The following is a 24858-nucleotide window of genomic DNA, read 5'->3' on the forward strand; positions in this document are numbered from 1 at the left end:
CATGGATTATAGCCGCAGGTTTACTTTGCCTAAATCTATGCAAAAGTGAAATTTTTGACGCCCTAACGAGTATGTTAGGGCGTTTTTTTTGCGAAGTGAAGTTATTAAAAGCAGCAAATAACGGGAGGTAGTATCATGGAAAACTTATTAACGACGACTGAGTTAACCGTTACAGAGATTCAGGAAATCTTAAGAGATGCACAAAAATTTGCAGATGGAGAAATATGGCGGCCGGCAAATCAATGTTTTATAGCAAATCTTTTTTTCGAAGCTAGCACGAGAACAAAAAGCAGCTTTGAAGTAGCGGAAAGAAAGTTAGGACTTGAAGTGATTCCATTTGAAACGACAACCTCAAGTGTTGTGAAAGGAGAAACACTATATGATACTGTTCGAACGCTGGAATCAATAGGAGTAAATGCTGTAGTCATAAGGCACGAAAATGACCGCTACTTTGATGAGTTAGTCGGAAGAGTAAATATACCAGTCCTTAATGCAGGAGATGGCTGTGGTCATCACCCTACTCAATCATTGCTTGACCTTCTAACGATACAGCAGGAATTCCAACGCTTCAACGGCTTAAAAGTAAGTATTATCGGTGATATCAGCCATAGCCGTGTTGCAAGATCTAATGCAGATGCTCTGACAAGGCTAGGGGCAGAGGTTGTTTTTTCCGGACCAAGAGAATGGTTTGATGAAACAGTCTTACAAGATGCAAATTATGAAGATATTGATACAGCGATTGAAACATCCGATGTTGTGATGCTGCTGCGTGTCCAACATGAAAGGCACGGTGACGAAAGAGCTGCTTTTGACAAAGAAAGCTACCATAAGCTTTATGGACTAACAATAGAAAGAGAAAGAAAAATGAAGCAAGGAAGCATTATCATGCATCCTGCCCCAGTAAACAGAGATGTTGAAATTGCCGATGAGCTTGTGGAATGCGAACGCTCCAGAATTTTTAAGCAAATGGAAAATGGTGTATTTATCCGCATGAGTGTACTAAAAAGATCATTAGAAAATATCGGAGGGAGAAATGAACATGTCAATACTTATCAAAAATGGCCAGTTGCTTAATACTACAGGGGAATTAGAACAGAACGACATCTTGATTGAAAATGGAGCAATTAAGATGATTGCAAAGGAAATCAAAGCAATTGCAGATGAAGTGATTGATGCAGCTGGAAAAGTTGTTGCTCCAGGCTTTATTGACCTACATGTTCATTTAAGAGAGCCAGGCGGCGAACAGAAAGAAACAATTGCAACAGGGACAATGGCAGCAGCACGCGGCGGATTCACAACGATTGCGAATATGCCAAACACTAGACCTGTGCCTGACACTGTCGAAAATCTACATAAATTAAATGAAAGAATTAAAAATACAGCAAATGTAAATGTTTTACCGTATGCCTCCATTACCATTAGGCAATTAGGGACGGAGCTTACTGATTTTAAGGCGCTTAAAGAATTAGGGGCATTTGCCTTTACAGATGATGGCGTGGGAATTCAAGAAGCTGGCCAAATGCTTGAAGCAATGAAGCAAGCTGCTGCATTGGATATGGCGATTGTCGCTCACTGTGAAGACAACAGCCTCATTAATAATGGTTGTGTCCATGAAGGGGAATTTTCGAAGGCGAACGGTGTAAATGGGATACCAAGTGTTTGTGAATCAGTCCAAATTGCAAGAGATATTCTTTTAGCAGAAGCAACAGGCTGTCATTATCATGTTTGCCATATCAGTACAAAAGAATCTGTACGTGTTGTAAGAGATGCGAAAAAAGCTGGAATAAGAGTGACTGCAGAGGTATCACCACACCACTTACTATTAGCAGATACAGATATTCCTTCCCTTGATACGAATTATAAAATGAATCCTCCTTTAAGAGGAACAGAGGATCGTGCTGCTCTAATCGAAGGGCTGCTAGATGGAACAATTGATTTTATTGCAACAGATCATGCACCACATACAGCAGAAGAAAAAGCACAATCGATGCAGCTTGCACCATTTGGAATTGTTGGTTTAGAAACAGCATTTCCGCTCCTTTATACGAACTTTGTAAAAACAGGGGTCATGACGCTGCAACAGTTAATGGATTATCTAACGGTAAAACCAGCTCAAAGCTTTAAATTGGATATGGGAACATTAGAAGCAGGAAAGAAAGCGGATATCGTAATACTTGATTTAGAAGAGACAAATAAAATTGATCCTGAAACATTTTTATCAAAAGGAAGAAATACCCCATTTGCTGGTTGGGAATGTCAGGGTTGGCCAGTTGCAACAATCGTTAGTGGAAAGATTGCTTGGAGAAAGGAAAGTGTACACGCATGAAAAAACAACTAATTCTTGAAGATGGCACAGTATTTATCGGAAAAGGCTTCGGTGCCGATACAGAAAAATTTGGTGAAATAGTATTTAACACAGGTATGACAGGCTATCAGGAAATTCTATCCGATCCATCCTACTGTGGACAAATTGTCACACTTACGTATCCTTTAGTGGGGAATTATGGCATTAATAGAGATGATTTTGAATCGATAACGCCTGCCATCCATGGATTTATTGTCAAAGAAGTGTGTGATTTCCCTTCAAACTGGCGAAATGAACTATCATTAGACGAATATTTTAAACAAAAGAAAATTCCCGGAATTGCAGGAATAGATACGAGAAAATTAACCCGTATTATCCGTCAATATGGAACGTTAAAAGGCGCCATTTGCAGCATCGAAGAAAATGCTGAGGATGTAATTGCAAAATTAAAAGATATTACATTAAGTGCAGAACAAGTAAAGCAAGTTTCAACAAAGAAACCTTATCCAAGTCCTGGCCGTGGAAGCCGCGTTGTTTTAGTAGATTATGGCATGAAGCATGGTATTTTACGAGAATTAAATAAACGAGATTGTGATGTAATCGTTGTTCCTTATAACACTACAGCAGAAGACATTCTAAATTTAAGTCCAGATGGTGTGATGTTATCTAACGGACCTGGGGATCCAAAGGACGTACCAGAGTCCATTGAAGCAATTAAAGGAATTATTGGGAAAGTACCGTTGTTTGGAATCTGTCTAGGTCATCAATTGTTCGCACTTGCAAGTGGGGCAAACACGGAGAAAATGAAGTTTGGTCATAGAGGATCAAACCACCCAGTGAAGGATTTATTAACAGGGAAGGTTTCGCTGACATCGCAAAACCATGGCTATACAGTAGAGGAAGAATCTATTAAACATACAAACTTAGAAATAACACATATTGCTTTAAATGATGGAACAATTGAAGGCCTACAGCATAAAGAATATCCAGCATTTACCGTGCAATATCATCCAGAAGCTTCACCTGGACCAGAGGATGCCAACTATTTATTCGATCGTTTTATGGAAATGATACAATCTCACAAACAGGAAGGTGCCGCATATGTCAAAGCGTAAAGATATTAAAAGTATATTAGTAATCGGATCAGGACCAATCATCATTGGGCAGGCAGCAGAATTTGACTATGCAGGAGCGCAAGCATGTATCGCCTTAAAGGAAGAAGGCTATCGTGTTATTCTAGTAAACTCCAACCCTGCAACCATTATGACAGATACAGAAATGGCAGATAAAGTGTATATCGAACCATTAACACTTGAATTTGTCAGCAGAATTATCCGCAAAGAGCGACCAGATGCTATTCTTCCAACATTAGGGGGGCAAACTGGCTTGAACCTTGCTGTTGAGCTTTCCGATGCTGGTGTGTTGGAGGAATGTGGAGTTGAAGTACTAGGAACGAAGCTAGCTGCCATTCAGCAGGCAGAGGACCGCGACCTTTTCCGTAATTTGATGAATGAATTAGGTGAACCTGTACCAGCTAGTGATATTATCCACAATATGGAGGAAGCAAAAGCTTTTGTGGAGAAAATTGGTTATCCGGTTATCGTCAGACCTGCTTTTACACTAGGAGGAACTGGTGGAGGGATTTGCCATAATGACGAAGAATTAGAAGAAATCGTAACAAGCGGCTTAAAAAATAGCCCAGTTACACAATGTTTATTAGAAAAAAGCATCGCGGGCTTTAAAGAAATTGAATACGAAGTAATGCGTGATAGCAATGATAATGCCATAGTAGTGTGTAATATGGAAAATATCGATCCAGTAGGGATCCATACGGGTGACAGTATTGTCGTGGCACCAAGCCAAACATTAAGCGACCGTGAATATCAATTACTAAGAAATACATCTTTAAAAATTATCCGTGCCTTAAAAATTGAAGGCGGCTGTAACGTGCAGCTTGCCTTAGATCCAGATAGCTTTCAATACTATATTATCGAAGTAAACCCAAGAGTAAGTCGTTCATCTGCCCTTGCTAGTAAAGCAACTGGCTATCCAATTGCAAAGCTGGCGGCAAAAATTGCAGTAGGCTTAACATTGGATGAGATGATGAATCCTGTAACGGGGAAAACTTATGCAAGCTTTGAGCCAGCCCTTGATTATGTAGTAAGTAAAATCCCACGCTTTCCTTTCGATAAGTTTGAATCAGCAAAACGTAATTTAGGGACCCAAATGAAAGCGACTGGAGAAGTAATGGCAATTGGCCGTACTTTTGAAGAATCTTTACTAAAAGCGATCCGCTCTCTAGAAGCAAAAGTATATCATTTCTCTCTAAATGCAGCAGATGAAACAAGTGATGAATTACTCGAGAAACGAATAAGAGTTGCCGGTGATGAAAGATTGTTTTATATAGCAGAGGCACTTAATCGGGGCATAAGCATAGAAACCATTCATGAGTGGAGTAAAATTGATCTCTTCTTCCTGTTTAAACTGGAAGGCATTATTAAGTTCGAGAAAGAGTTAATTAACCATCCGTTTGATGAGGAATATGTAAAAGAAGCAAAAGAAAAAGGATTCGCTGATATTCAGCTTGCAAAGCTTTGGAACACAACAGAGTTCGAAGTATATAACTGGAGAAAAGAGAAAGGTATTGTACCTGTCTATAAAATGGTCGATACATGTGCTGCTGAATTTGAATCAGAAACTCCATACTACTACGGAACATATGAAGAGGAAAATGAATCAATTGTCACAGATAAGAAAAGCATTGTAGTCCTTGGTTCTGGACCAATTCGTATCGGACAAGGAATTGAGTTTGACTATGCAACGGTTCATTCTGTTTGGGCAATCAAGGAAGCAGGATATGAAGCGATAATCATCAATAACAATCCAGAGACTGTTTCAACAGACTTTAGTATTTCAGATAAACTTTACTTTGAGCCACTTACAATTGAAGATGTCATGCATATCATTGATTTAGAAAAGCCAGAGGGAGTAGTGGTTCAGTTTGGCGGACAGACAGCCATCAACTTAGCTGGTCCATTAGCAGAGCGTGGCATCAAAATTTTAGGAACATCTCTTGAAGACTTAGATCGCGCTGAGGACCGTGATAAGTTTGAACAAAGTCTTCAAGACTTGGGTATACCACAGCCAGATGGAAAAACAGCGTTAACAGTTGAAGAAGCAATTGTCGTTGCACAATCAATTGGCTACCCAGTACTTGTAAGACCATCTTATGTATTAGGTGGAAGAGCGATGCAGATCGTTTATAAAGAAGAAGAGCTGATTCCTTATATGGAAAATGCGGTTAAAGCAAGTCCAGGACAGCCAATCTTAATTGATCGTTATTTAACAGGGAAAGAAATTGAAGTGGATGCAATCTGTGATGGCACTGATGTAGTAATTCCAGGAATTATGGAGCATATTGAGCGAGCAGGAGTACACTCAGGCGATTCGATCGCAGTCTATCCGCCACAAAGCTTATCTGCAGAAATCAAGCAAACATTAGTAGATTATACAACAAGGCTGGCAAAAGGGTTAAAAATCGTTGGTTTGCTGAATATCCAGTATGTTGTATCCAAAGGAGAAGTTTTTGTACTAGAAGTAAATCCTCGCTCTAGTAGAACAGTACCTTTCTTAAGTAAAATTACGAATGTGCCAATGGCGAAAATAGCTACAAAAGTTATTTTGGGTACTTCCTTAAAAGAACAAGGCTATCAATCCGGCTTAGTAGCAGAGAAGTCTGGTGTTTATGTGAAAGTTCCAGTATTCTCCTTTGCAAAATTACGAAGAGTAGATATTACCTTAGGTCCTGAGATGAAGTCAACAGGAGAAGTAATGGGCAAAGACATCACTCTTGAAAAGGCTCTTTATAAAGGGTTAATTGCTTCAGGAATGAAGATTAAAACATTCGGAACTGTTCTGATGACAATTGGCGATAAAGATAAGGAAGAGGCTTTACAGCTTGCAAACAGATTTACGAATATCGGCTATAGCTTAATGGCAACAAGTGGAACAGCAGCTTTCCTTGAAAGCAATGACATTCCAGTAAAAGTGGTTGGCAAAATCGGTGGAGAAGGCCATACATTAATTGATGTCATCCGCAATGGAGAAGCACAATTTGTCATTAATACCTTTTCCAAAGGCAGTCAGCCAGCAAGAGATGGATTCCGTATCAGACGTGAATCTGTCGAAAATGGGATTCCATGTTTAACTTCTTTAGACACAGCAGAGGCGATCCTTCGAGTAGTTGAATCCATGACATTTTCTACAGAGGCAATGGAGCCAAGTAAAAAGCAACTGGAGGCATTGTTAGTATGATCAAAAACGAAATTTGTACAGTAGTTGAACAGAAGGAAATAGCGGAGAATATTATGGAGCTCACCTTAACAGGTGAGCTTGTCTCTGAAATGAACGAGCCAGGTCAATTTGTTCATATCAAAGTAAGTGATCATTCTGCACCGTTATTAAGACGTCCAATTAGTATTTGCCACATTGATCCGGAAAGAAAAACATTTACGATGATCTACCGCGCTGAAGGAGCGGGCACAAAGCTTCTTGCCAAAAAACAAGCGGGAGAAGCTATTGATATCCTCGGTCCTTTAGGAAATGGTTTCCCAGTTGAAGAAAGCAAGTCAGGGCAGACAGCTTTATTAATTGGTGGAGGAATTGGAGTGCCGCCATTATATGAATTAGCCAATCGTCTAGTTGCCAAAGGAGTAAAGGTAGTGGCTGTATTAGGCTTTCAAACAGAATCCGTTGCTTTTTATGAAGAAAAGTTTGCGAAACTGGGGGATACGTATATCGCTACAGTAGACGGTAGTTATGGTGCACAAGGATTTGTAACAGACGTTATTTTTCAAGAAAAACTAGAATTTGACGTATTATACTCCTGTGGACCAACACCAATGCTTAAAAATCTAGAAAAAACATTTCCAGATAAAAAGGTGTTCATTTCTCTAGAGGAAAGAATGGGATGTGGGATAGGTGCATGTTTTGCTTGTGTATGTCATACAGCAGACGATCCAACAGGTTTTAGTTATAAAAAGGTATGTACAGATGGACCAGTATTTAGAACAGGGGAGGTTGTCCTATGAACCGACTTCAGGTAAAGCTTCCTGGATTAGAGCTTAAAAACCCTATTATGCCTGCCTCTGGCTGTTTTGGATTTGGACGGGAATACAGTAACTTATATGATTTAAGCAAGCTTGGTGCCATCATGATTAAAGCGACAACAGTAGAGCCTCGTTTTGGCAATCCTACACCAAGGGTCGCAGAAACTACTTCTGGGATGCTTAATGCCATCGGTCTGCAAAATCCCGGTCTTATAAAAGTAGTTGGGGAAGAATTGCCATGGCTAAGTCAGTTTGATGTACCAATTATTGCAAATGTTGCTGGATCCGTTGAAGAGGATTATGTTGCGGTTGCGAAAGAAATTTCCAGAGCTTCGAATGTCGCCGCATTAGAACTAAACATTTCTTGTCCAAATGTAAAAACAGGGGGAATTGCTTTTGGAACAATCCCTGAGGTTGCAAAGGAATTGACGAAAAAGGTAAAGGAAGTATCAGAGGTTCCGGTATATGTAAAGCTATCTCCCAATGTAACAAATATTGTGGAAATGGCAAAAGCAGTGGAAGCAGGAGGAGCAGATGGGATTACCATGATTAATACGCTTGTTGGCATGCGCCTGGACTTAAAGACAGGTCAGCCGGTTTTAGCAAACAAAACAGGGGGGTTATCAGGCCCAGCTGTTAAACCTGTAGCAATTCGAATGATCTACGAAGTAAGTCAAGCGGTAAATCTGCCGATTATCGGAATGGGCGGTGTTGCGTCGGCTGAGGATGTCCTAGAGTTTTTCTATGCTGGTGCAAGTGCAGTTGCAGTCGGCACAGCAAACTTTGTGGACCCATTCATCTGCCCAAAAATAATCGAAGACTTACCTGAGTTATTAGATAAATACGGATTTGAACATATTTCAGAAGTAACTGGAAGGAGCTGGGGAAAGCATGAACAATTCGCTTATCATCGCGCTTGATTTTGCAACAAAGGAAGAGGTACATTCCTTTTTGAAAAAATTTAATGGGGAATCTTTATTTTTAAAGGTAGGAATGGAACTTTTTTATAAAGAAGGTCCAAGTATTATCAAGGAATTAAAAGAGCAAAATCATCAAATTTTCCTCGACTTAAAATTACATGATATCCCTAATACTGTTGGTAGTGCGATGAAAAATATTGCTAGCTTAGGCGTTGATTTAGTAAATGTCCATGCAGCTGGTGGAGTGGACATGATGGCTCGTGCAGTGGAAGGACTTGAAGCGGGGACACCATCTGGAATGAAGCGAGCGAAATGTATTGGAGTAACTCAGCTAACAAGTACGTCTGAAGCAAGCATGCAAAAAGAGCAGTTAATTCAAGTTCCTTTATTGGAGTCTGTTTTACATTATGCATCGATTACGAAAGAGGCTGGACTGGATGGCGTTGTTTGCTCCACATTGGAAGCTGGGGCCATTCGTGAACAATTAGGAGAATCGTTTCTCACTGTAACACCTGGCATTCGTTTAAAAACAGATGAAGTACAGGATCAAGTGCGCGTTGCAACACCTCAAGTTGCCCGTGAGAATGGTGTATCAGCAATTGTTGTTGGTCGTTCGATTACAAGAGCAGAAAATCCATATAAAAGTTATACGTTATTTAAATCAGAGTGGGAGGGTATCACGCTATGAAACATGAAATTGCCGAACAATTGCTAGAGATTAAAGCCGTATTTTTACAGCCAAATGATCCATTTACTTGGTCTTCAGGATTAAAATCTCCAATCTATTGCGATAATCGCTTAACTTTGTCCTATCCTAAAGTGCGAAAAAATATTGCATCAGGGTTAGCTGGTTTAATTAAGGAGAAATTCCCTGAAACAGAAGTTGTGGCGGGAACAGCGACAGCCGGCATTCCTCACGCTGCTTGGGTAAGTGACCTTCTAGATTTGCCAATGGTATATGTGCGCTCTAAAGCAAAAGCGCATGGAAAGGGAAATCAGATTGAAGGAAAAGTGGAAAAGGGCCAAAAAGTAGTAGTAGTCGAGGATTTAATTTCTACTGGTGGAAGTGTTATCACAGCTGTTAATAGTTTACGAGAAGCAGGCTGTGAGGTGCTTGGAGTGGTTGCTATTTTTACATACGAATTACCAAAGGGGAAAGAATTACTTGGGGAGGCTGAGATTACAGCCTACTCATTAACAGACTATACGAGCTTATTAGATGTAGCACAGAAAAAAGGCTATATTCAAGAAGGAGATTTGGCAAGCTTAAATGCTTGGAAGGAAAGTCCGGAGAATTGGGGATAGATTAAGGAGTGAACAGCACTTTTATGTAAAGTGCTGTTTTTTAGTTTGAGTAAAAAAGTTAGTTATTGTTTGGGATTTGGTGAGAAGAATTGTTCATAAGAGGGATGAACGCCGAAATAGGAGCAGGAGGCAAGAAAAGTTGCGTTCATAAGAAGGGTGAACGCCGAAATTAGTGCGGCGGGCAAGAGAAGTGGTGTTCATAAGAAGGATGAAAACGGAAGACCAAGGATCGGAGACAAATCAGCTCTTCAAGCTATTATCATCATAAAAAACCAAAGTCACATGCATAATTAAACAAAAACGAGAGGCAGCTAAAGACCTCTCGTTTCAAACTATTTAGCTTTTTTTCAAGCGAATAACCGTTTCTTCATCTGGTGTAACATAAACAGTTTGCTGGTTATCATAAATTACAAAACCAGGCTTTGCGCCACTTGGCTTTTTCACATGACGTACTAATGTGAAGTCAACGGGAACAGAACTAGATTGGCGTGCTTTGCTAAAATAAGCTGCTAACTTTGCTGCTTGCATGATTGTTTCCTCGGAAGGCTCTTTGCTGCGAATAACAACATGGGATCCAGGAATATCCTTTGTATGCAGCCAAATTTCATCTCTAGCTGCTACTTTGTTTGTTAAATAATCATTTTGTTTATTATTCTTTCCGACGATAATTTCTGTACCCTCGGACGAAACATAGTAGTCTAAGACAGGCTTTACATTTTGCTGTTTCTTATTTTGCTTTTTCTGTCTTTCTCTAAGGTAACCTTCTTCCACTAACTCTTCCCGAATTTCCTGAATATCTTTTGGAGAGGCAGCAAGAATTTGCTGGTATAGTGTTTCAAAGTATTCATATTCTTGTTCTGCTAGTTTAATTTGTTCCTTGATAATATCAATCGAATTTTTCGCTTTTTGATATCTTGTGAAATATTTTTGCGCATTTTCAGAAGGAGACAGTCTTGGGCTAAGCGGAATCTTAACGGTTTTACTATCTTCATCATAATAATTGATTACTTCTACTTCTGACATGCCCTTTTTAACCGCATAAAGGTTTGCAGTCAAAAGTTCACCAAGTAATTGATATTGTTCCGCATTTTCAGCTTCCGATAAAGAACGTTCTAGTTTTTTTATTTTCTTTTTGTTTTTATCTCGTTCATTTACAATAAATCGTTCTAAATCATTGCTTTGCTGTTTCACTCGATCTCGTTCTGCTTTTCCGAAATAATAGCGATCAAGCATTTTACTTAATGTAGGAAAGGACTTCACGTTTCCTTTGACATGCTCCATTGATAGGCAGTAAAAATATTCTTTCTCTGGAGTATCCATGATAGAAGGAGCATAATTGCCTTTTTTTATTGGCTCCATTACCATAAGAAATGCTTTTGGTAAAGTTTCACGGTTTGCAAGACCAGCCAGATAGACCATTTCTTTAGCAATTAGTGGAGATAATCCAGCAAACTGCTGGACAAGCTGTTTGTCCAGTTTGCCGCTATTAAAATCAATAGCCCGCAGTACATCTTCCTCTGATGCTGTATAAGGATCTTGTTTTTCTTGTTTTGGCGGAGCTAAATACTCATAACCGGGAAGAATAGCTCTATGACTATTAACAGCATACGAAATATGTTTAATGCTATCTAGAATGGTATTTTTATCGCGGTCAACCAAAATGATATTGCTGTGTCTACCCATTATCTCGATCATCAGTTTTTTATAGGAAGTATCGCCAATTTCATTTCTTCCCCTAATTTCTAAAACAATGATCCGTTCATTGTCTATTTGATAAATATCTTCTATAAAATAACCTTCTAAATGCTTGCGGAGAAGCATGCAGAACATTGGTGGTTCTTTAGGATTTTCATAATTTTCTTCCGTAATTTGAATGCGGGCATAGCTAGGATGAGCCGATAATAGCAATTTTTGATTTTTTCCATTAGCTCGAATGGATAAAATAATTTCATTGGTAAAAGGCTGTTGAACTTTATTAATTCGGCCTCCTAGTAAAAGCTCTTTTAATTCAAGAGACATTGCGCGTGTAAATAAACCATCAAATGACATAACTAACGACCTCATTTATAATAATTTCCCTCTTTACTCTATCTTTATTGAGGAAGAAATACAAGGATTTGGGTTGAAAATGCTTGTGATTTTGCTATAGATGCAAGAATAACGAGAAGTGGAGGCAGCCTTCGCAAAATTTTAATTTGTAAAAAATAGATGAGATCTAGGCATATGGTATTTTTTCTCATAGTAAATAGGAATTAAATCTCTATCCTTAGCATTTTTTCGGCCAAGCTTGAATATGATTCTCTTAGAGTGGTGTTGGGACAACTATGTATGTTAGTAAGTTGCTAACTTTTGTTCAAAACAGCTACGAATTTCTTCGCTGCTACTATAGCGAACGGTGAATGAAAAAGGGGGAAGTGAGATGGCCGGATGAACTATCATGAAATGAACGAAAAAGAAGTAGAACAAACATTGAATACTGATTTTTCGGCTGGGTTATCAGATGAAGAAGCGGAAAAGCGACGAAAGAACTTTGGATACAATGAATTAGAGGAAGGAGAAAAGCAATCACTCCTGCTTATTTTCTTCAGTCAATTTAAGGATTTTATGGTACTCGTTCTTTTAGCTGCCACGCTTATTTCAGGTTTATTAGGCGAATATATTGATGCAATTGCGATAATTGCAATCATCATTCTCAATAGTTTTCTTGGATTTTTTCAAGAGATAAGAGCAGAAAAATCTTTATCTGCTTTAAAAGAATTATCACAGCCTCATGTTCAGGCACTACGGAATGGAGAATGGATTAGTCTATTATCGAAAGAGTTAGTTCCTGGAGATGTCATAAAATTCGCGAGCGGGGATCGAATTGGAGCAGATGTCAGAATTATTGAATCAAGAAGCCTGGAAGTGGAGGAATCTGCTTTAACCGGAGAATCTGTGCCAGTTCCTAAAACAGTATCTGCAATCAAAAATAACAATCTAGCACTTGGTGATATGGAAAATATGGGCTTTATGGGAACGATGGTATCCCGTGGAAGTGGTGTCGGGGTTGTTATTGGGACAGGGATGAAAACAGCAATGGGGCAAATTGCTGATTTGCTGCAAAATGCAGATTCGGTTACCACCCCGCTGCAAAGACGTTTAGAGCAGCTAGGGAAAATTCTCATTGTCACAGCATTACTATTAACCGTATTAGTTGTGGTGATTGGGGTTCTTCAAGGGAATGATTTATATACAATGGTACTAGCAGGTGTATCATTAGCGGTAGCCGCGATTCCAGAAGGCTTGCCAGCGATTGTAACCATTGCTCTATCTCTTGGTGTTCAGAAAATGATTCGCAAAAATGCCATTGTCAGAAAGCTGCCTGCTGTCGAAACTCTTGGCTGTGCTTCAGTCATTTGTTCTGATAAAACCGGAACATTAACGCAAAATAAAATGACAGTAACAAAAACTTGGATCGGCGGAAAAACATATACGGTAGATGGAACTGGATATGAGCCGCAAGGACAATACTATGTAGGCGAACAATTAATAAATCCAGCAAAGGATAAGGCATTACAACAGCTTTTAACCTTTGGAATGCTTTGTAATCACGCCGAGATTCTGCAAAAAGATGGCGATTATGTTTTAAATGGGGATCCGACGGAAGGAGCAATTTTAGTTGCAGGGATGAAAGCAGGATTCACGCGTGCTCAATTATTAAATCAATTTGCGATTGTCAATGAATTCCCTTTTGATTCTACAAGAAAAATGATGAGTGTTGTGGTAAAAGATCCAACTGGACGTCAATTTGTTGTTACTAAAGGTGCACCCGATGTCTTAATTGGTCAGAGTAAATCAATTCTTTTTGAAAATCGTTCACAAGCTTTAGGAAATAATGAAAAGCAAGTAGTTCAAGAAGCGATCAATGGCTTAGCTTCCCAGGCGCTTCGTACCATTGCAATTGGCTATAAGGAAATTTCACCAAACACTCTTATTATGCATGAAGGAGAAGCAGAAAAGGACTTGATTTTCATTGGTCTGCAAGGAATTATTGATCCGCCAAGACCAGAAGTAAAACAAGCTGTAAAAGAATGTAAAGAAGCTGGTATTAAAACAGTAATGATTACAGGAGACCATGTTATTACTGCAAATGCTATTGCGAAACAGCTAGGCATTGCCAATAATCGCTCTAAAGTAATGGAAGGGAAAGAGCTTTCAGATTTAAGTTTAAAAGAATTAGAGGATATCGTAGAAGATGTTGCTGTCTTTGCACGAGTTTCCCCAGAGCATAAATTGAAGATTGTTCAAGCATTTCAAAATAGAGGGCATGTAGTTGCGATGACTGGTGACGGAGTAAATGACGCTCCAGCGATAAAGAAAGCAGACATCGGCATTGCGATGGGAATCACAGGGACGGATGTTGCGAAGGAAGCATCTTCTTTAGTATTAATGGATGATAATTTTGCGAGTATAAAATCTGCTATTGTAGAAGGAAGAAATATTTATGAAAACATTCGTAAATTCATCCGTTATTTACTTGCCTCAAATGTTGGGGAAATACTGGTGATGTTATTTGCGATGCTGTTAGCACTTCCTTTGCCGCTTGTTCCTATTCAAATTTTATGGGTGAATTTAGTAACAGACGGATTACCAGCGATGGCCTTAGGCTTAGATAGACCGGAAGATAATGTTATGAAAAGAGGACCACGCAGTCCGAATGAAGGTGTATTTTCTAGAGGGCTTGGATGGAAGGTTATCTCTCGCGGGTTCCTTATCGGTATTTCGACTATTTTAGCTTTTATGTTTGCCTATAACAATAATCCAGAAAATCTTGAATATGCCCAAACGGTTGCTTTTATAACATTAGTACTTGCCCAGTTAATTCATGTATTTGACTGCCGCAGTGAAAAATCCATTCTTTCAAGAAATCCGTTTGGCAATATGTATCTAGTCTGGGCTGTGATTTCTTCCTTAGTATTGGCGCTTGCTGTTATTTACGTGCCAGGCTTGCAAGAAATCTTCCATACACTGCCAATAGCAATGAAAGATTGGCCAATGATCATCGGATTCGCCTCTGTACCAACTTTTTTACTCGCAGGATCATTTTTATTAAGTAAATCAAAATAAAATATGTTATAATCCAAAAGGTAGTAGAGACCACTCTATTACCTTTTATTTATTTGATGCTGTTTTTAATGCTGATTTCTAAAAGGTTAGTAACCATATAATGTATAATGAGAAATGATCGAATAATAAAGCAGCGTGAATACACGAAGACGGCAGGGGATTGTCAGATCCTTGAGGCAAAGCTGAAGAGGCATAAGCGTAAGCCTGCGGAAAGTGAAGTGCACTCTTGCTGGAGGTTAGCAGCGATTAAACTTTGTGGAAAAAGCACAAGCAAACATTAATTCGCACATTTTTTAGAAAACGGATGTGTCAGTATAATGAAAAGTATGACTGGATTTGGAAGAGCAACAAAACAATATCACCATGCAACACTTCATATCGAAATAAAATCGGTCAATCACAGGTTTAGCGATCAGATTATTCGGATGCCCAAGCAATTTCTATATTTGGAAGATCAAATAAAGAAAATTATTTCAAACTATATACATAGAGGTAGAATCGAAGTATTTGTAACATTAGAGGATGAAGACAAAAAAGGTCAAGAAATTATAGTGGATTGGCCATTGCTTGATCAATACTATCAATTGCTTCACCAATTAAAAGACAAATATTCTATCAAAGAGTCCATCTCGCTTCGTGATTTATTAAATCAAGAAGAGTGTTTTCAGATAGTAGAACGAGAGCTTGATATGGAAGAACTATCAGAAGTGTTGCTTATTACAATGGAAGAAGCGGTTGTCCAGTTAAATAAGATGCGCACTATTGAAGGAGTGGAATTATCCAAAGACTTAGAAAGCAATCTTAAGCAGATAGAAAAGCTAGTTGCGAAGTTACAGTCGTTGGCACCAGAAGTGATTGCACAATACCGTGAAAAGCTCAAGACAAGAATAGAAAGCTATTTAACGGAACCGATTGATGAAGCACGCCTTATTACAGAAGTGGCGATTTTTGCAGATAAAGCAGATATTAATGAGGAATTGGTTAGATTACATAGTCATATTAGACAGTTTTACCAAATTATGGAAGAAAGCAACCCGATTGGAAGAAAGCTCGATTTCTTACTTCAAGAAATGAACAGAGAGGTTAACACCATTGGATCCAAAGCTAATTCAGCAGATATTGGAGCAAATGTGGTGGAGATGAAAAGCTGTTTAGAAAAAATGAAAGAGCAAATTCAAAATATTGAATAAAAAGGGTTTAGAATAAATCTTCCTAGTTAAAACTAAAAATAATAAGATTGGAGAAGACGAATGTCCATAAAATTAATCAATATTGGTTTTGGAAATATAGTTTCTGCAAATAGAATTATCTCTATTGTCAGTCCAGAATCTGCTCCCATTAAACGTATTATCCAAGATGCTAGGGATAGAGGATCCTTAATAGATGCAACATATGGTCGAAGAACGAGAGCTGTTATTGTGATGGACAGTGACCATGTTGTTCTTTCAGCAGTTCAACCAGAAACAGTTGCACACCGTTTAAACGATCGTGATGAGATCATAGAGGAAGGGTAGGAGAAAAATTTGGTAGAAAAGGGACTTTTAATCGTTTTGTCTGGACCTTCTGGTGTAGGGAAAGGAACAGTGAGAAAGGAAATCTTCTCACAAAAAAATACATCCTTTGAATATTCTATTTCCATGACCACAAGATCACCGCGTGCTGGTGAGGTAGATGGAGTAGATTATTTCTTTAAATCAAGAGAAGAATTTGAGGATTTAATTGAACAAGGAAAGTTACTAGAATATGCAGAGTTTGTTGGAAACTACTATGGTACACCTGTTGATTACGTTAGAGAAACGACATTAAAAGGCAAAGACGTCTTTTTGGAAATTGAAGTAGAGGGCGCGAAGCAGGTTCGCGAAAAGTTTCCAGATGGATTATTTATTTTCTTGAGTCCGCCAAGTTTATCAGAGTTGAAAAATCGTATTGTGACAAGAGGTACCGAGTCAGAAGAGATTATTAACAACCGCATGAATGTGGCAAGAGAAGAAATAGAAATGATGCACTTATATGATTATGTCGTAGAAAATGATACAGTAGAGAATGCTTGTGAAAAAATAAAAGCAATCATTGTTGCGGAGCATTGTCGCAGAGAAAGAGTAGAACCAAAATACAAAAAAATGCTGGAGGCCAATTAATCTATGTTATATCCATCTATTGATAAATTAATGACAAAAATCGATTCAAAATATTCATTAGTATCTGTTGCTGCAAAAAGAGCAAGAAAACTACAAACTAATGCGAAACCACAATTAGCAAAATATGTTTCTCATAAAAATGTAGGGAAAGCATTAGAAGAAATCAACAAAGATCAATTAACTTATCGTGTAAATACACCCAATGGTGCAAGCGAGGAATAATTAAATTTTTATCATATAGTACGAAATAAAAGGCTTAAGTAAAAGGAATGATTCCATTTACTAAGTCTTTTTTCATGGACATAATGATTATTTAATTATATGCTAACAATAATAAAAAAAATACAAATCTTACATATGGCTGAAGTTTAAGAATATTAATTCTAACAAAGTGGGAGAATTTCTGCTTAGGATTGCTCGCATTTTTTATTAGCAACTTGCTTTGCCAATTCATTAGAACTTATTCATAAACAAACAATATATCTCACTCTTAACGAACAAAAAAGATTCATATTGTCTGACAGCTACAAATGGTTCAATTAATCCGGTCGCAGAGGGTTTATCTGGCTGATGATACGATTACTATATCATAAACTTTAGAATAGAAAGAAAGGAAGGAGGCACATGATGTTGAATGGCAAGAAGATTCTTCTGTGTGTAACAGGGGGCATTGCGGTATATAAGGTATGTGCTTTAACTAGTAAATTAACGCAAAAGGGAGCAGATGTAAAGGTTATTATGTCGGAATCAGCAATGGAATTTGTGAATCCATTAACCTTTAAAGCCCTCTCTAAAAACGAAGTATATACAGACACCTTTGATGAAAAAGATCCAAAAGTGATTGCACATATTGATTTGGCTGATTGGGCTGATTTAATTTTAGTAGCCCCAGCAACGGCTAATGTAATTGGAAAGATTGCAAACGGTATTGCGGATAATATGATTACAACAACCTTACTTGCAGCAACAAGCGATGTTTGGATTGCGCCAGCGATGAATGTACATATGTATGATCATCCTGCCGTTATTAAAAATATTAACACGCTTCATGACTATGGTTATCGCTTTATTAACCCAGGCGAAGGTTATTTAGCATGCGGCTATGTAGGCAAAGGAAGATTGGAAGAACCGGAAATGATTGTTCAGCATATGGAGGATTATTTTTCCAATAATAACAAGGACAAGATCTTAACTGGAACAACCGTACTCGTGACTGCTGGACCAACGCGCGAAAAAATTGATCCTGTTCGTTTTATTTCCAACCACTCTTCTGGAAAAATGGGATATAGTATTGCCAAAAAAGCTATGGCCTATGGGGCAGATGTTATTTTAATATCTGGACCTACAAATCTAACTCCACCAAAAGGTGCTCAGGTTATTTCAGTGGAAAGTGCGGAAGAGATGTATAACGCTGTAATGACATACAGAGAAGAGGCTGACATTATTATTAAAACAGCTGCGGTAAGTGACTATAAGCCTACGATTGTTTATGACCACAAAGTGAAAAAGCAAAGTGGTCCAGAAACAATTGAATTCACGCGGACCCAAGATATTTTATCCGAACTTGGAAAAAGAAAAGAACAGCAGATTCTCATTGGCTTTGCAGCGGAAACACAAAATATGGCTGAATATGCAATGGATAAATTAAAACGGAAAAATGCAGATATGATTGTGGCTAATAATGTAAATAGACAAGATTCTGGCTTTGGAACCGATACAAATCTTGTGACTATGTATAAGAGAGATGGAACTTCAATCGAATTACCGCTTCTTTCTAAGGATGAGGTAGCGGAAAAAATATTGGAACAAGCAATGCAGATGAAGGAAGCTGTTCAAAAATGACGGTAGCCAAAGTAATTGTCGATGTACCGGCAAAACAAACGGACAGACCCTTTGATTATCTAATTCCGAAAGAATTAGAAGACGTTATTCAACCAGGGATGCGCGTAATTGTTCCATTTGGTCCTAGAAAGGTACAAGGCTTTGTGGAAAGCATAGAAGAATCCTCAAGCTTTAAATCATTAAAAAAAATTATAGAACCGATGGACTTAGTGCCCGTTTTAAATAAAGAACTTTTATCTCTTGCTGACTGGTTGTCTCATTCTACGCTCTGTTATAAGATTTCTGCTTTTCAAGCGATGTTACCACCGGCTTTAAAAGCTAAATATGAGCGTAAAGTAAAAAAGGTATCTAGGGAAGAAGAGAAGATGGCTGAAGGGGTAGCCGCTCTTTTTACTAAAACGGAAGAAGTGGTTTGGGAGGAAGCGTTAAAGAATGTATCTCTTTCTTCCTTACAAAAGGAAGTGAAGAAAGGAACAATCGAGGTTTCCTATGAGGTACAATCAAGAGGCAAGAAGAAGAAGGTAAAGCATATTTATCCTCTTCTAAATAGGGAAGAATTACTTCATTATGAAGAATCGCTGAATAAAAACGCTAAAAAACAAAAAGAATTATTGGTTTATTTTAGTGAGCATCCAGACCCAATCGAACAAAAGCAACTACTTACGAAATTGAGTATTTCAACAGCTGTAATAAAAGGACTAGTCGAAAAAGGGCTTCTTGCAGAAATGGAAAAAGAAGTATACCGCGATCCTTATCAAGAGCGGGAGTTTGAAAGAACATTTGCCTTGCCTTTAACCGATGATCAGGCGAAAGTGGTGGCGCCGATTCATCAGGCGGTAGAACAAAATCAGCATGATGTTTTTCTGTTGTATGGTGTAACCGGTAGTGGGAAAACAGAGGTATATTTACAATCCATTGATAAAGTGTTGGCAAAGGGAGAAGAAGCAATTGTCCTTGTTCCGGAAATAGCGCTGACACCACAGATGGTCAATCGCTTTAAAGGCCGCTTTGGCGATCAGGTTGCCGTTCTCCATAGTGGGTTATCGGTGGGAGAAAAATATGATGAGTGGCGGAAAATCCAAAGAAATGAAGTAAAGGTGGTAGTTGGAGCGAGATCTGCTATCTTTGCGCCATTTACAAATCTCGGGCTTATCATTATTGATGAAGAGCATGAAATGACATATAAGCAAGAGGAGAATCCTCGCTATCATGCTAAAGATGTCGCGATCGAGAGAGGGAAAAAGCATGGATGTCCGATTATTTTGGGTAGTGCCACGCCATCTTTAGAAAGCTTTGCAAGAGCCCAAAAAGGTGTATATACTTTATTGTCTCTTCCTAATCGCATGAATAATCAAGCACTCCCGAAAGTGGAAATTATTGATATGCGAGAAGAATTGAGAAATGGCAATCGCTCTATGTTTTCCGAAGTATTGCTGGAAAAACTGAAAGATCGCCTAGAAAAAAAAGAACAAACGGTATTGTTTTTAAATAAACGGGGACATTCCTCCTTCGTCATGTGCCGTGATTGCGGTTATGTCGTGAAATGTCCAAATTGTGATATTAGCTTGACCTATCACCGCTTTCAAAATCAGATGAAGTGTCACTATTGTGGATATGAAACGTATACGCCTACTACTTGTCCAGAATGCAGCAGTGAGCATATTCGATATTTTGGAACAGGGACGCAAAAAGTAGAGGAAGAGCTGACAAAAATCCTCCCAGAAGCAAGGGTTATTCGCATGGATGTCGATACAACTAGTCGAAAAGGAGCCCACGAAAAGCTGCTGCAAAAATTTCAAGAGGGAGAAGCAGATATTTTATTGGGAACACAAATGATTGCCAAAGGACTAGATTTTCCAAGAATTACGCTAGTTGGTGTACTGTCAGCTGATACAATGCTTCATTTGCCAGATTTCCGCTCATCGGAGAAGACCTTTCAATTACTGACACAAGTAAGCGGCAGAGCAGGCAGACATGAATTACAAGGAGAAGTTATTTTTCAAACCTATACTCCTGAGCATTATAGTATTGAGCTTGCGAGCGAACAGGATTATGACCGTTTTTATGAAACAGAGATGATGATTCGCAGACAACATGCTTATCCTCCTTACTATTTTCTTACGATGATTACAATTAGTCATGAAGAGCTAATGAAAGTAGTCGGGGTTGCGGAAAAAATCACCCAGATTGTCCGAAATAGATTATCACCGCAAACAGTTATTTTAGGACCAGTCGCATCACCAATCGCAAGAATAAAAAATAAATATCGCTATCAATGCCTAATAAAGTATAAACAAGAACCAAACTTGGAAGAAGTTTTAAAATCAATTTTAGATCATTACCAAACAGAAATAAGCACAAACGGCCTGCAGATTTCGATTGATGTTAATCCGTTTATATTGATGTAATATTCTGTTTGCCTATTCGAACAGTTTGTTCAGATTAAAACTATAAAGACCATAGTAATAAAAAACATGGGTAAGGTCTCCGGCGATGACCTTACCCATGTTTGTATTTCGTTAATTATTTTCTTTCTCCAAATAATAAATGCCAATCTGTATATTTTGCTTATGATTTCCAAAATGTTCCCCGAATAAAGTCAACCCACCAACTCTTTCGGATTCCTCTTCAACTGCAATTCTTAGAGTGAGGAAAGAAGAGCTCTCGAGCTGTAATTCATTAATCGTTACGCTGGAAAAGGGTTCGCCATCAATGCCTGTATCTATTTTATTCACCCTGATTGTTTTTAGCAAACCGTACTGACTGAATTTATCATTCCACCATTTCGGCGTATACCGTCCTCTCACATCAGAAAAATTACCAGGAACCGTGTATGTGCCAAGCTTAACATTATTTAAATAAAATGTTATGTCGCTCGGCCAAACATTATTGGAAAGTGGGAATTCAGAAGCAAGCTCCAAACTGATTTCTACCATTTCTGGAATTTCATTTGGTCCAAGTAAGTTAGGGATTTTATACTCTACAAACCCCTGAGACAACCACAATAGCTGGGCGTCCACTCTTTGGCTGTCCATAAAATATTTCGGATCATCCGCTTTTCCGATTATTTCTTTTTCTGTTGCAATCCCGCAAGTAGGCTTTACAGAAAAATCTGTATAATGACCAATTTTTAAATCAGTTTCGTGGAGTTGATATTCTTTAAATATTTTTCTTGGAAAATGAATTTCAATATTGTCTATCGCTAAATAAACAATTTTCTGCAGTCCTGATTTTCCAGGGATTCGTTCCGATTTAACAATTCCTGCTTCTTCTAGTTTTTGAATATGACGGGTAACGATGGCGGCGCTTATGCCTAATTGTTTTGCTAAATCAGATATATTCATGTTGTTTTTTGCGAGAATTTCTATGATCTCTATTCTTGTTTCACTAGCAAGTGCTTGATAAATGTGAAAATAATCCTTTGAAATTTGTATTTGCATAGCAATCTCCTTTAACTTTATGGTTAAAAAGTAGCTTGTCTGTTTATTTTATCATCCACAGTGTTTAACTTCAATAGAAAACACTGAAAATATTGTTTAAATAAGATTGACAACGCTTTCTTATGTTGTTAAATTAATAGTGTAATAAGAATATTAGTAGTCACTTTAACTTTTTAGTTAAAGAATTTCGTTAAGTAATGAGTTAAATAAAAGGAGGAATTAATGTGGGGGCAAAGAGCAAGCTTTGGAAGTATGTTGGTGTGATTGGACTCTCAATCGGTATTTTAGCAGGCTGTGGAGATTCGGAAGCAAGTAGCAGTGCCAAAAATGAAATTACGTTTTGGAATCCGTTCACTGGTCCAGATGGAAAAAATATGCAGGCGATGGTAAATGAATATAATAAAACGAATCCTGAATACAAAATCAAAAACGTCTCTTTAAAAGAAGGAGATATGTATACGAAAATCCCAACAATCGTAAACTCTAAAAAGAATATTCCTGATTTAACGATTGTCCATGCAGAACGAATTAAACAGTTTAAAGATAATGATATGTTAACTTCTTATAATGACTTGCTTGCTGATTTTCCGGAAATTAAAGCAGATAACTATGTAGCAGAAGCTTGGAAGATTGGAGAACTAGATTCAGAGCGTTATAGTATCCCGTTAGATATTCATACTTTCGGACTTTACTACAACAAAGATTTAGTTGATAAGTATTTGCCGACAGCATTGGATGACAATATCGTTACATTTGATGAAATTAAACAAGTTGGCGAGAAAGCCCAAAAAGATAAAATCAGAGCATTAGGGGTAACATGGCTAAAGCCTAATTTCTTGTCCTTGTATGCACAAAATGGTGGTGAGTTAACAGAAGATGGCATTCAACCAACTTTAGTAAACCAAGCAGCGAAAGATACTTTTAATCTATGGAGAGATTATGTAAAGGCAGGTTATACAACAAAGGATGGAGAAGATCCAACTCAAATGTTCTTAACTGGAAAAGTTGTTTTTCTTCCTGAAGGAATTTGGATGCAAAACCAAATTAAAGAATCAAAGGTAAATTGGGGATTAACTAATGCGCCTCAATTATCAGATGATTTATCGAAAGCGGTCAACTGGTCTTCTTCTCACCAATTTGTCATGCTGAAAGATGACTCACGTACGGAGGAAAAAGAAAAAGCTGTTGTGAAGTTTTTAGACTGGGTTCGTGATAATTCAATGGAATGGGCAAAATCGGGACAAAATCCAGCAACGCTTGCGCTTTTAGAAAATGAGGAATATAAAGCAATGCCACAATCATTCTTCTTGGCAACACCTGAACAACAAGCAACATTAAAAATCTTTGACTATAAATACAATGGTTATGTTTCAGAATTATTAGATTCTAAAGCTGGGGATGTCGTATTCTCCAAAACAGAAACAGATAAAGCATTAGAAGATATGGAAAAAGAAATATCTGCTAAGGTAGAAAAAGATAATTCGAATTAATGTTTGCCAAAAAGTAAGAGCGCTTACTTATAGCTGGTGATTGGAGAAGCCGCTGACTGTTTAAAAAGGTAGTTGTTTACTATTGAGACATATTATTATGCAATTCTTGATGAACTTTATATCAAACAGCTAAATAAATAAAAAAGCAAGCAGCCTAAATATAGTAACAAAAGTGCAGCAGGGAATCGAGGTATTTAGGCTGTATGCTTAATCTAGATAAGATGAAAATCTTATTCTAATAGAAGCGAGAGGAAAGGAAGTAGGCGTATGGAAACTGTTCCCGCTACGAAAAATGTAAAACAAATGAAAATAAAAAACTCCAGGAATACATCCTTTGCACCATGGCTATTTTTAGCCCCTCATTTGATCATTTTTGGAGTGTTTTTTCTTATTCCAATCTTTTTTGGAGTTTATATTTCTTTTACAGAATGGGATTTAATTAGTTCGCCAATTTTTGTTGGATTGGATAATTATAAAGAATTATTACTTCAACCAGACTCCGTCTTTTATGAACAACTTCATAATGGGTTGAAAAATACCTTTTTATTTGTTCTATTTACTGTCCCATTTTGTATTATTGTACCTCTGCTTCTTGCAGCAGCTTTGAACACAAAACCAGTTCTGTGGAAAGTATTTCAGTCATTATTCTATTTACCATCGTTGTTTGCAATTTCCGCTGTCATTATTATATGGGGGCTTATGTTTAATGTAACATATGGTCCAATTAATAATATTTTCAATCTGGAAACCGTTTGGACTGGTACTCAGCCTTATGCGTGGATTGCGCTAGTAGCCGTAACAGTTTGGTGGACGATTGGAGGAAATATGATCATTTACCAAGCGGCATTGAATGGTATTCCGAAAGATTATTATGAAGCGGCAGATATTGATGGAGCTTCTTCTTTTCAGAAGTTTATGAAAATTACCCTTCCAAGCATTAGAGGTCAGATTCTTTATACGGTTGTTATCACAACCATTGCTCAATTTAACGTCTATGGGCAGCCGTTGATGTTAACAGGTGGCGGCCCAACAGATTCAACAAGGGTGTTATTAATGGATATTCAGCAAAATGCCTTTGGTTCAGGTCAATCGATTGCGGGGATCTCGTCTGCGATGGCGGTTATTCTTGGACTTTGTATAATGGTTGTAGCATCATTACAATTCTTTTTCTTAAGAGAGAAGAAGAATTAATTAAAGGAGGAAG

The 24858-nt window shown here is 38.0% G+C and carries 19 protein-coding genes; 17 read left to right on the plus strand and 2 right to left on the minus strand.

The genetic code is table 11. The features are described from left to right. Positions 1 to 135 precede the first annotated feature (135 nt). The 8 genes from MHH96_RS14580 to pyrE are packed head-to-tail and all read left to right on the plus strand — an operon-like array spanning position 136 to position 9638. The gene (locus tag MHH96_RS14580; RefSeq protein ID WP_047939933.1) at positions 136 to 1074 is read left to right on the plus strand and encodes an aspartate carbamoyltransferase catalytic subunit; all 939 of its coding nucleotides are present in this window, start codon (positions 136 to 138) and stop codon (positions 1072 to 1074) included. After that, on the plus strand, positions 1040 to 2326 hold the full coding sequence (locus tag MHH96_RS14585; protein WP_061796758.1) for a dihydroorotase: 1287 nt from the start codon (positions 1040 to 1042) through the stop codon (positions 2324 to 2326). The genes MHH96_RS14580 and MHH96_RS14585 overlap by 35 nt, the downstream gene beginning before the upstream one ends. Continuing rightward, positions 2323 to 3420 carry a carbamoyl phosphate synthase small subunit gene (locus MHH96_RS14590; protein ID WP_061796756.1) on the plus strand — a complete coding sequence of 366 codons (1098 nt, stop codon included), beginning with the start codon at positions 2323 to 2325 and terminating at the stop codon, positions 3418 to 3420. Before MHH96_RS14585 ends, MHH96_RS14590 begins: the two co-directional genes overlap by 4 nt. Beyond that, entirely contained in the window at positions 3407 to 6619 is a 3213-nt protein-coding gene (gene carB, locus MHH96_RS14595; protein ID WP_144544181.1) for a carbamoyl-phosphate synthase large subunit, read from the plus strand. Before MHH96_RS14590 ends, carB begins: the two co-directional genes overlap by 14 nt. Beyond that, positions 6616 to 7395: a dihydroorotate dehydrogenase electron transfer subunit gene (locus tag MHH96_RS14600; protein ID WP_061796753.1), complete on the plus strand. Its 780-nt coding sequence runs from the start codon at positions 6616 to 6618 to the stop codon at positions 7393 to 7395. The genes carB and MHH96_RS14600 overlap by 4 nt, the downstream gene beginning before the upstream one ends. Continuing rightward, positions 7392 to 8333: a dihydroorotate dehydrogenase gene (locus MHH96_RS14605; protein ID WP_061796750.1), complete on the plus strand. Its 942-nt coding sequence runs from the start codon at positions 7392 to 7394 to the stop codon at positions 8331 to 8333. The genes MHH96_RS14600 and MHH96_RS14605 overlap by 4 nt, the downstream gene beginning before the upstream one ends. Then, on the plus strand, positions 8305 to 9021 hold the full coding sequence (pyrF, locus tag MHH96_RS14610; RefSeq protein WP_047939939.1) for an orotidine-5'-phosphate decarboxylase: 717 nt from the start codon (positions 8305 to 8307) through the stop codon (positions 9019 to 9021). Before MHH96_RS14605 ends, pyrF begins: the two co-directional genes overlap by 29 nt. Further along, entirely contained in the window at positions 9018 to 9638 is a 621-nt protein-coding gene (gene pyrE / locus MHH96_RS14615) for an orotate phosphoribosyltransferase (RefSeq protein ID WP_061796748.1), read from the plus strand. Before pyrF ends, pyrE begins: the two co-directional genes overlap by 4 nt. A gap of 336 nt (positions 9639 to 9974) precedes the next feature. On the opposite strand, the gene MHH96_RS14620 is transcribed toward pyrE, so the two are convergent. Beyond that, positions 9975 to 11687 carry an Rqc2 family fibronectin-binding protein gene (locus MHH96_RS14620; RefSeq protein WP_061796747.1) on the minus strand — a complete coding sequence of 571 codons (1713 nt, stop codon included), beginning with the start codon at positions 11685 to 11687 and terminating at the stop codon, positions 9975 to 9977. Between the two features lie 378 nt (positions 11688 to 12065). Between MHH96_RS14620 and MHH96_RS14625 the strand changes: the two genes are divergently transcribed. From MHH96_RS14625 to priA, 7 genes are all read left to right on the plus strand, one after another. After that, positions 12066 to 14744, plus strand: coding sequence for a calcium-translocating P-type ATPase, SERCA-type (locus MHH96_RS14625; protein WP_047939942.1), 2679 nt, complete (start codon positions 12066 to 12068; stop codon positions 14742 to 14744). 314 nt (positions 14745 to 15058) lie between these two features. Further along, positions 15059 to 15934 (plus strand): YicC/YloC family endoribonuclease, encoded by an 876-nt coding sequence (locus MHH96_RS14630; RefSeq protein ID WP_095257571.1) that lies wholly within the window; start codon positions 15059 to 15061, stop codon positions 15932 to 15934. Between the two features lie 60 nt (positions 15935 to 15994). After that, positions 15995 to 16258, plus strand: coding sequence for an extracellular matrix/biofilm regulator RemA (remA, locus tag MHH96_RS14635; protein WP_016201046.1), 264 nt, complete (start codon positions 15995 to 15997; stop codon positions 16256 to 16258). Between the two features lie 9 nt (positions 16259 to 16267). Beyond that, positions 16268 to 16882, plus strand: coding sequence for a guanylate kinase (gene gmk, locus MHH96_RS14640; protein ID WP_047939944.1), 615 nt, complete (start codon positions 16268 to 16270; stop codon positions 16880 to 16882). Positions 16883 to 16885: 3 nt separating this feature from the next. Continuing rightward, entirely contained in the window at positions 16886 to 17104 is a 219-nt protein-coding gene (gene rpoZ, locus MHH96_RS14645) for a DNA-directed RNA polymerase subunit omega (protein ID WP_047939945.1), read from the plus strand. Positions 17105 to 17509: 405 nt separating this feature from the next. Next, the gene (coaBC, locus tag MHH96_RS14650) at positions 17510 to 18724 is read left to right on the plus strand and encodes a bifunctional phosphopantothenoylcysteine decarboxylase/phosphopantothenate--cysteine ligase CoaBC (protein ID WP_061796745.1); all 1215 of its coding nucleotides are present in this window, start codon (positions 17510 to 17512) and stop codon (positions 18722 to 18724) included. Continuing rightward, positions 18721 to 21132, plus strand: a complete 2412-nt coding sequence (gene priA, locus MHH96_RS14655) for a primosomal protein N' (protein ID WP_047939947.1) — start codon at positions 18721 to 18723, stop codon at positions 21130 to 21132. The genes coaBC and priA overlap by 4 nt, the downstream gene beginning before the upstream one ends. Before the next feature lie 111 nt (positions 21133 to 21243). Here priA and MHH96_RS14660 read toward each other — a convergent pair whose 3' ends face one another. Beyond that, positions 21244 to 22164, minus strand: coding sequence for an ArsR/SmtB family transcription factor (locus tag MHH96_RS14660; RefSeq protein ID WP_047939948.1), 921 nt, complete (start codon positions 22162 to 22164; stop codon positions 21244 to 21246). A 224-nt stretch (positions 22165 to 22388) separates the two neighbouring features. On the opposite strand from MHH96_RS14660, the gene MHH96_RS14665 reads away from it, so the two are divergent. Then, positions 22389 to 23654: an extracellular solute-binding protein gene (locus MHH96_RS14665; protein ID WP_053215544.1), complete on the plus strand. Its 1266-nt coding sequence runs from the start codon at positions 22389 to 22391 to the stop codon at positions 23652 to 23654. Positions 23655 to 23921: 267 nt separating this feature from the next. Continuing rightward, positions 23922 to 24845 carry a carbohydrate ABC transporter permease gene (locus MHH96_RS14670; RefSeq protein WP_309325240.1) on the plus strand — a complete coding sequence of 308 codons (924 nt, stop codon included), beginning with the start codon at positions 23922 to 23924 and terminating at the stop codon, positions 24843 to 24845. The last annotated feature ends 13 nt before the right edge of the window (positions 24846 to 24858 follow it).

It is taken from the genome of Niallia sp. FSL K6-0212, assembly GCF_038007605.1.
In the GTDB taxonomy this organism is placed as follows: domain Bacteria; phylum Bacillota; class Bacilli; order Bacillales; family Cytobacillaceae; genus Niallia; species Niallia circulans.

Coding starts and splice junctions, on each gene's coding strand:
- rpoZ (WP_047939945.1), top strand. CDS start 16,886: ATGTTATATCCATCTATTGATAAATTAATGACAAAAATCGATTCAAAA.
- MHH96_RS14660 (WP_047939948.1), bottom strand. CDS start 22,164: ATGCAAATACAAATTTCAAAGGATTATTTTCACATTTATCAAGCACTT.
- MHH96_RS14625 (WP_047939942.1), top strand. CDS start 12,066: ATGAACTATCATGAAATGAACGAAAAAGAAGTAGAACAAACATTGAAT.
- MHH96_RS14670 (WP_309325240.1), top strand. CDS start 23,922: ATGGAAACTGTTCCCGCTACGAAAAATGTAAAACAAATGAAAATAAAA.
- coaBC (WP_061796745.1), top strand. CDS start 17,510: ATGTTGAATGGCAAGAAGATTCTTCTGTGTGTAACAGGGGGCATTGCG.
- MHH96_RS14620 (WP_061796747.1), bottom strand. CDS start 11,687: ATGTCATTTGATGGTTTATTTACACGCGCAATGTCTCTTGAATTAAAA.
- remA (WP_016201046.1), top strand. CDS start 15,995: ATGTCCATAAAATTAATCAATATTGGTTTTGGAAATATAGTTTCTGCA.
- MHH96_RS14600 (WP_061796753.1), top strand. CDS start 6,616: ATGATCAAAAACGAAATTTGTACAGTAGTTGAACAGAAGGAAATAGCG.
- MHH96_RS14580 (WP_047939933.1), top strand. CDS start 136: ATGGAAAACTTATTAACGACGACTGAGTTAACCGTTACAGAGATTCAG.
- pyrF (WP_047939939.1), top strand. CDS start 8,305: ATGAACAATTCGCTTATCATCGCGCTTGATTTTGCAACAAAGGAAGAG.
- MHH96_RS14585 (WP_061796758.1), top strand. CDS start 1,040: ATGTCAATACTTATCAAAAATGGCCAGTTGCTTAATACTACAGGGGAA.
- MHH96_RS14590 (WP_061796756.1), top strand. CDS start 2,323: ATGAAAAAACAACTAATTCTTGAAGATGGCACAGTATTTATCGGAAAA.
- MHH96_RS14605 (WP_061796750.1), top strand. CDS start 7,392: ATGAACCGACTTCAGGTAAAGCTTCCTGGATTAGAGCTTAAAAACCCT.
- priA (WP_047939947.1), top strand. CDS start 18,721: ATGACGGTAGCCAAAGTAATTGTCGATGTACCGGCAAAACAAACGGAC.
- carB (WP_144544181.1), top strand. CDS start 3,407: ATGTCAAAGCGTAAAGATATTAAAAGTATATTAGTAATCGGATCAGGA.
- pyrE (WP_061796748.1), top strand. CDS start 9,018: ATGAAACATGAAATTGCCGAACAATTGCTAGAGATTAAAGCCGTATTT.